Here is a 6,744-nt window from a genome sequence, read left to right as displayed (position 1 = left end):
AGCTCAAGGTGTCGAATGACCTCGATGGTGAAGACGCGTCCGAGTTCCAAAGTCTCCTGGCGGACATCACGGTTGGGGACCCCAGAGACCTGCTGATACAGCGAATTGAAGCGAATGCTGCCAACCCCGACGTGACAGGCTCCGGACTCGGATTGCTGACGTTGATGAGCGACTATGGCGCACGCCTGGCCTGGATATTCAGCTCCGTCGACGAAACCGATCGGATTTGCCTGGAGACATATGCCTCCATTCCGATCTCGCAAACTCACAACTAGGTCACGAAGCAAGGCCATGGAAATCAAGACAGACGACTACCGCGTGTGGATCGAAGGAAGCGAAATTTTCTTCGACGGCGCCATGCGGCTTGCAAGTTCCGAAGCCGGTGCGCCTGTCACGGCTTTGGCGACCAGTGTTCTTGCCGCAAATCCCCCGTCCATTACGCTCAACTTGAAGGACCTCCACTTTCTCAACTCTTCCGGCATCAACCTGCTGGCGAAATTTACCATCGAGGTGCGCAAGCATCCCGAAGTTCGGCTCGTCGTGCGTGGAACGCCCGACATACCCTGGCAATCGAAATCATTGCCGAACCTCAAGAAGCTGCATCCCGCCCTGGTCCTTTTGATGGACTAAACCAGGGTCGCCCGAAATTTGACAGGGGACTGCGTGGGTTGGCTGCAATCCTGGATAGGACAGGCCAGTCGGTGATGGTGCAAGAGCGCCGCACCGCGTGCGATATGTACGCCAGGATAAATTTTTGGATGCGAAGCTAACGACAATCCGGCCCCGTGCGCAGATGCTGGCAATGCTCGGCGGGGGCTCGGCACAGGCGGCAGGCGTCCAGGTTGGGAGGATGTCGGGCTGCCTGTGCCGATCAGCCGCCGTTGCTCGGTCAAAGGTGGCGTCATTGAGTAAGCGTGCCAAGGTCATCGGCGGCCGGCTGGAATTTATTCCGCCGCAGATCCCGACTCTGGTCGAGCGGCCGCCCGAAGGTGAGGGATGGGTCCACGAGGTCAAGCTTGACGGGTACCGAACGCAGATCATCATCGATAAAGGCGGCGTGCGTCTCTACAGCAAGAACGGCCGAGACTGGACCACGAAATACTGGCCCATCGCGCTGGCCGCCGAGCTGCCATGCCGGTCTGCCATTATCGACGGCGAGGTCATTGTGCCGGGCGAGCAGGGCGCTTCCGATTGCCCTGCGCTGGAAGCGGCTATCTGGAACGAACCGAGCCGGCTGGTGTTCGTCGCGTTCGACATCCTCCATCTCAACGGTCGCAATCTAACGTCCTTGCCCCTGCTGCAGCGCAAGCAGGCGCTGTGGCAACTGGTCGAGCACGGTCTCGGCAAGATCCAGTACAGCGAGCATTTCGAGGGCAATGCGCTGGCGATCTTCCGCGCCATCGACAAGCTTGAGATCATCATCTCGAAGCGCACCGACAGCCGCTACAGGAGCGGACCGTCGAACACATGGCTGAAGGCCAAATATTTCGAGGAGGCCGGTTCCTGAATTGGGCCCAAAGCCACTGCGCACTTTTAGGTGACATAAGTTAGAACATGCCGAGGTCGTTGCTCGGCCGCTCGTCTTCCACCAGATACTTTCGTCAACTCCATCTAGCCGCGGTAGCGCAAGGCATCGACCAGCAGCGAGAAGGCCGGCGTCGCCTGTCGCCGGCTGGGGTAATAGAGGTGGTAGCCGGGGAAGGGCGGGCACCAGTCGGCCAGCACCCGCACCAGTCGGCCGTCGGCCAGATCGGTCGTCACCTGGTCCTCGGGCAAATAGGCAAGACCCAAGCCGGCAAGCACGGCATTCAACCGCAGCGCGGCAGTGTTGAACACCAGCTGGCCCTCGACCCGCACCTTCAGTTCGCGATCCGCCTTCTCGAATTCCCAGGCATAGAGCCCGCCATAGGTCGGTAGCCGCAGATTGATGCAATTGTGGGTGGTCAGGTCCTGCGGCGCGCGCGGCTTTGGCCGGGCGGCGAAGTAGGCCGGCGCGCCGACCACCGCCATGCGCATGTCGGGGCCGATGCGCACCGCGATCATGTCGCGCGCCACCTGTTCGCCAAGCCGCACGCCGGCGTCGTAGCGCTCGGCGACGATGTCGGTCAGGCCGTAATCGACGATGATCTCGATCCTGATGTCGGGATAGTCGGGCAGCAGCCTGGCGATCGCCGGCCACAGGACCGCATCGGCGGCGTGCTCGCCGGAGGTGATGCGGATGGTGCCGGCGGGCTTTTCGCGCAATGCGCTCAAGGCGGCGAGTTCCATCTCGATCTCGTCGAGCCTCGGCCCGATGCTGCGAGCCAGGCGCTCGCCCGCCTCGGTCGGCGATACGCTGCGCGTTGTGCGGGTCAGGAGCCGCACGCCCAGCCGCTCCTCCAGCGCCCGCAATGTGTGGCTGAGCGCCGATTGCGAGACGCCCAGCCTGGCTGCCGCTCGGGTGAAGCTCCGCTCACGCGCGACGGCGAGGAAGGCGGTCAGCTCGTTCAGATTGTCGCGCGGCATTCATGAGCCCTTCTCATAAGTACATGCCGGATATAGCAGCTAATCGCGATCAATCGCAGGCCTTAAATAGGCATCATCGCAATCGGGCGGCCCAAAGGCGGCGGCTCCGAGGCCGGCGGCCGTGTCTGGCGCCGCGTCGAGAAGGGATAAAACCCATGGATATCAATCGAAGCGGCTCTCAAGCCTCGGGCAAGGGGCCGGGCGACTGGTTCACCGGCACGGTGCGCATCGATCCGCTGTTTCAAGCCATCGCGCCGGCGCGTGCGGCCGGCAACGCCGTTACCTTCGAGCCCGGCGCGCGCACCGCCTGGCACACCCATCCGCTCGGCCAGACGCTGATCGTCACCGCCGGCTGCGGCCGCGTGCAGCGCGAGGGCAGCCCGGTCGAAGACATCCGGCCGGGCGACGTTGTTCGCTTCGAGCCGGGCGAGAAGCACTGGCATGGCGCGGCACCGACCACAGCCATGACCCACATCGCCGTCCAGGAAGCGCTGGACGGCAAGGCCGTCGACTGGATGGAGCACGTCGGCGACGCGCAGTATGGTAGGTGACAAATGACGTGGCCGAAGGACGAACTCGGCAGGATCGCCGCGACCGACGATCTGCACATCGCGCCGCTGCGCGATGATCGCGTGACCTTTGGCACGCCGACCTGGATCTGGTCGGTGGTGACCGAAGGCGAACTCTATGTGCGCGGCTACAACGGCCAGAAGTCGCGTTGGTACCAGGCTGCGATCAAGCAGAAGGCCGGTCGGATCACCGCCGCCGGCATGACCAGGGATGTCACCTTCGAAGCAGTCGAAGGGCCGGTCAACGACCGCATCGACGATGCCTACCGGGCGAAATATGCGGCGAGCCCATACCTCGCCCCGATGATCAGCGCGCGCGCCCGCGCCGCGACCGTCAGAATCCTAGCGAAGACATGAAGGAGAACTGAGATGCAAAAGCGCAAACTGGGCCAGGGTGGCCTCGAAGTCTCGGCCATCGGGCTGGGCTGCATGGGGATGAGCCATTCATACGGGCAACCGATGGACACGCCGGATGCTGTCCGCCTGATCCGCTCCGCGTTCGAGCGCGGCGTCACCTTCTTCGACACCGCGGAGGTCTATGGCCCGTTCAAGAACGAGGAGGTCGTCGGCGAGGCGCTGCAGCCGATCCGCGACCAGGTGGTGATTGCCACCAAGTTCGGCATCGACATTGCCGGTACAGCCGGACACGACGGCATGGACAGCCGGCCGGGGCATATTCGCGAGGTCGTCGAGGCGTCGCTAAAGCGGCTTAGGACCGACCATATCGACCTCCTCTACCAGCACCGCGTCGATCCGGTCGTGCCTATCGAAGAGGTGGCCGGCGCGGTGAAGGACTTGATCAGCCAAGGCAAGGTGAAGCATTTCGGCCTCTCGGAAGCGGGCGTGCGCACCATCCGTCGTGCGCATGCGGTGCAGCCGGTCACGGCATTGCAGAGCGAATACTCGCTGTGGTGGCGTGAACCCGAGGAGGCGATCCTGCCGGTCCTGGAAGAACTGGGGATCGGCTTCGTGCCCTTCAGCCCGCTGGGCAAGGGCTTCCTCACCGGCGCCATCGACGCCAGCACGACGTTCGACAGCAGCGACTTCCGAAACACGGTTCCGCGTTTTGCAGAGGAGGCCCGCAAGGCGAACCAGGCGCTGGTCGATGCGATCGTCAAGATCGCAGCCGGGAAGAAGGTGACCCCGGCACAGGTCGCGCTCGCCTGGTTGCTGGCTCGCAAGCCATGGATCGTCCCGATCCCCGGCACCACGAAGCTCAATCGCCTCGAGGAGAACATCGGATCGGCCGCCGTTGTGCTCAGCGTGGACGATCTTCGCGACATCGAGAACGCGGTCTCGGCGATTGCCGTGCAGGGAGAGCGCTATTCACCACAACAAGCGGCGAGGATCGATCGCTGAAGCGGAAGGAAAATCCCATGACAGAGAACATCAAGGGCAAGGTGGTAGTCATCACCGGCGCCAGCAGCGGGCTCGGTGAGGCCGCCGCGCGGCTTCTGGCCAAGGAGGGCGCAAAGCTGGTGCTGGGCGCACGACGCCTCGACCGGCTCGAGGCGCTGGCGGCAGGGCTGTTGCTGGGCAAAGACGCCATCCTGGCGACCGACGTCACCGATGTCGGCCAGGTCCGGCGGCTTGTCGACCATGCGGTCGAAACTCATGGCCGCGTCGACGTCATCGTCAACAATGCCGGCCTGATGCCGCACTCGCCGCTGGAACGCGGCAAGGTCGAGGACTGGGACCGGATGATCGACGTCAACATCAAGGGCGTGCTCTACGGCATAGCCGCGGCGCTCCCCCACATGAAGACGCAGAAGAGCGGCCATATCATCAACGTCTCGTCGGTCGCCGGCCACAAGGTGGGGCCGGGCGGCGCTGTCTATTCCGCGACCAAGCACGCGGTGCGCATCATCTCGGAGGGCCTGCGGCAGGAGGTAAAACCCTACAACATCCGCACCACCATCATCTCGCCGGGTGCCGTGGCGACCGAATTGCCCGACAGCGTCACCGAACCCGATGTCGCCGAAGGCGTGCGCGCACTCTACGACCGGGTGGCCATCCCTGCCGATTCCTTCGCCAGGACAGTGGTGTTCGCCATGAGCCAGCCGGACGAGGTCGACATCAACGAGATCCTGTTCCGGCCGACGGCGCAGGAGTATTGAAGGCGCAGTGCCTCAGCTTGAAATATGGCTTTGCGCGAACTCGCGTCTTGCAGCCGTGAAGACCTCGCGGGCGGCGTCCGCATTCATGACTGCGATTGCGAGGCCAACGATGATATCTGGCCAGGCTGAGTTCCACACGAAGGCCGTGACCAGGCCGGCAGCAATGATCGAGACATTCGCCAGGACATCGTTGCGGGCCGACAGGAAGGCCGCATGGGTAAGACTGCCGCTGTGATGGCGATAGCGAGCGAGCAAGAGCGCGCATGTCAGGTTGACGAGGATCGCGCCGGCCGCGGTAAGCGTCAGCGGAACGGGCGCTGGCGGGATTGGAACGTTGAATTTCTCCCAAGCGGTCCAAAGGGTCGCCAAAGCCGGGATCAGAAGTACGCCCGCCAGCGCCATCCCGAGCCGCGCTCGATTGCGGATAGTCCAGCCCAGCGCGACCATGATCAGCAGGTTGACGGATGCGTCCTCCAGAAAATCGATGCTGTCCGCGAACAGCGATACCGATCTGATCCAAACGGCCACGGCAAACTCGATGCCGAAATAGCCAAGGTTCAGGATGGCGACCATCCGCACCGCTTTGCTCAGCGTCCCCGTCATCCCTTGTCCATCGATCAATTGCCGTTGCCGCAAGGCATACAGGGATTCCATGACGTGAGACATTGCCGATTGAGCGGCCGTCTTGACAGCGGCGCGCTTCCTGCTCCAGCTTGACCCCCATGTTCGTCTTTGCGCCCGCCAACACCAAGCGACGCCGCCCCTGCACAGTGCGGAGCGGCAAGCTGATTGCGCGACGACAAAGACCGGCACGATAGATCCGGTTCGTTCGTTTCCAGCCCGCCCGCGACATCCGCCGGCGGGTTTTTTCATGCCCTGGAGCATTTTCATGACCATCAATTCTTCCATCCGGCTTCGGCCGGCCGAGCCGGCGGACGCCACCGCGATCAGGGATATCGTGCGCGCCGCCTATGCCAAATGGGTGCCGGTGATCGGCCGCGAGCCGCTGCCGATGCGCGCCGATTACGACAAGGCCGTCGCCGAGCATCCGTTCGATCTTGCCGTCGAGGAGGACGGCATTGTCGGGATGATCGAAACGATCCTGGCCGACGACCATCTCTGGATCGAGAATGTCTGCGTCGCACCGCGGGCGCAGGGCAGGGGCATCGGCCGGCTTTTGCTGGAGCATGCCGAGCGGAGGGCGACTGAAGCCGGCCGCCCCGCGCTTCGCCTGCTGACCAACGGCGCCTTCGAGGCCAACGTGTCGCTCTACAAAAAGCATGGCTACACAATCGACCGGGAGGAGCCGTTCATGAACGGGGTGACGGTCTATATGAGCAAGAAACTGGCAGGCTGATGTGGGTGGCCAGTACACGGCTCAAAGGTAGCGCCCTGTGGCGTCCCCTCTGTCCTGCCGGACATCTCCCCCTCAAGGGGGGAGATCGGCCGCCACCACACGGCCTTTGCTAATCGCGGATGTCGCAGGAAGAGCGCCGGCGCCCAAGCTGCCAATCTCCCTCCTTGTGGGGGAGATGTCCGGCAGGACAGAGGGG

9 protein-coding genes and 1 pseudogene are annotated in these 6,744 nt (G+C 63.5%); 8 read left to right on the top strand and 2 right to left on the bottom strand.

Translation table 11 applies throughout. From position 1 onward, the window contains the following. From ACXJ7R_RS21380 to ACXJ7R_RS21370, 3 genes and pseudogenes are all read left to right on the top strand, one after another. Window positions 1-275, top strand: a pseudogene (locus tag ACXJ7R_RS21380) (slr1658 superfamily regulator); the annotation flags it as partial. A gap of 16 nt (window positions 276-291) precedes the next feature. Next, a complete protein-coding gene (locus ACXJ7R_RS21375; RefSeq protein ID WP_457153585.1) occupies window positions 292-630 on the top strand; it encodes a slr1659 superfamily regulator in 339 nt (112 codons plus the stop codon). 274 nt (window positions 631-904) lie between these two features. Then, entirely contained in the window at window positions 905-1,507 is a 603-nt protein-coding gene (locus ACXJ7R_RS21370) for an ATP-dependent DNA ligase (protein WP_457153584.1), read from the top strand. A 104-nt stretch (window positions 1,508-1,611) separates the two neighbouring features. Here the strand turns inward: ACXJ7R_RS21370 and ACXJ7R_RS21365 are convergent, their stop codons facing one another. Beyond that, complete coding sequence (locus ACXJ7R_RS21365; protein ID WP_457153583.1) at window positions 1,612-2,505, bottom strand: LysR family transcriptional regulator; 894 nt, start codon at window positions 2,503-2,505, stop codon at window positions 1,612-1,614. Window positions 2,506-2,660: 155 nt separating this feature from the next. On the opposite strand from ACXJ7R_RS21365, the gene ACXJ7R_RS21360 reads away from it, so the two are divergent. From ACXJ7R_RS21360 to ACXJ7R_RS21345, 4 genes are read left to right on the top strand one after another with little or no spacing between them, the layout of a single operon-like run. Beyond that, entirely contained in the window at window positions 2,661-3,056 is a 396-nt protein-coding gene (locus ACXJ7R_RS21360; protein ID WP_457153582.1) for a (R)-mandelonitrile lyase, read from the top strand. Between the two features lie 3 nt (window positions 3,057-3,059). Continuing rightward, window positions 3,060-3,431 carry a DUF2255 family protein gene (locus ACXJ7R_RS21355; RefSeq protein WP_457153581.1) on the top strand — a complete coding sequence of 124 codons (372 nt, stop codon included), beginning with the start codon at window positions 3,060-3,062 and terminating at the stop codon, window positions 3,429-3,431. Window positions 3,432-3,443: 12 nt separating this feature from the next. Continuing rightward, on the top strand, window positions 3,444-4,433 hold the full coding sequence (locus tag ACXJ7R_RS21350; RefSeq protein ID WP_095091155.1) for an aldo/keto reductase: 990 nt from the start codon (window positions 3,444-3,446) through the stop codon (window positions 4,431-4,433). Window positions 4,434-4,450: 17 nt separating this feature from the next. Further along, window positions 4,451-5,191, top strand: coding sequence for an SDR family oxidoreductase (locus tag ACXJ7R_RS21345; RefSeq protein ID WP_457153580.1), 741 nt, complete (start codon window positions 4,451-4,453; stop codon window positions 5,189-5,191). A gap of 12 nt (window positions 5,192-5,203) precedes the next feature. On the opposite strand, the gene ACXJ7R_RS21340 is transcribed toward ACXJ7R_RS21345, so the two are convergent. After that, entirely contained in the window at window positions 5,204-5,794 is a 591-nt protein-coding gene (locus tag ACXJ7R_RS21340; protein ID WP_457153586.1) for a cation transporter, read from the bottom strand. A gap of 286 nt (window positions 5,795-6,080) precedes the next feature. On the opposite strand from ACXJ7R_RS21340, the gene ACXJ7R_RS21335 reads away from it, so the two are divergent. Then, a complete protein-coding gene (locus ACXJ7R_RS21335) occupies window positions 6,081-6,548 on the top strand; it encodes a GNAT family N-acetyltransferase (protein ID WP_457153579.1) in 468 nt (155 codons plus the stop codon). The last annotated feature ends 196 nt before the right edge of the window (window positions 6,549-6,744 follow it).

Source organism: Mesorhizobium sp. P5_C1 (assembly GCF_054049815.1).
The sequence above is the reverse complement of the archived record's forward strand: the minus strand, read 5'-3'. Positions and strand labels throughout refer to the sequence as shown.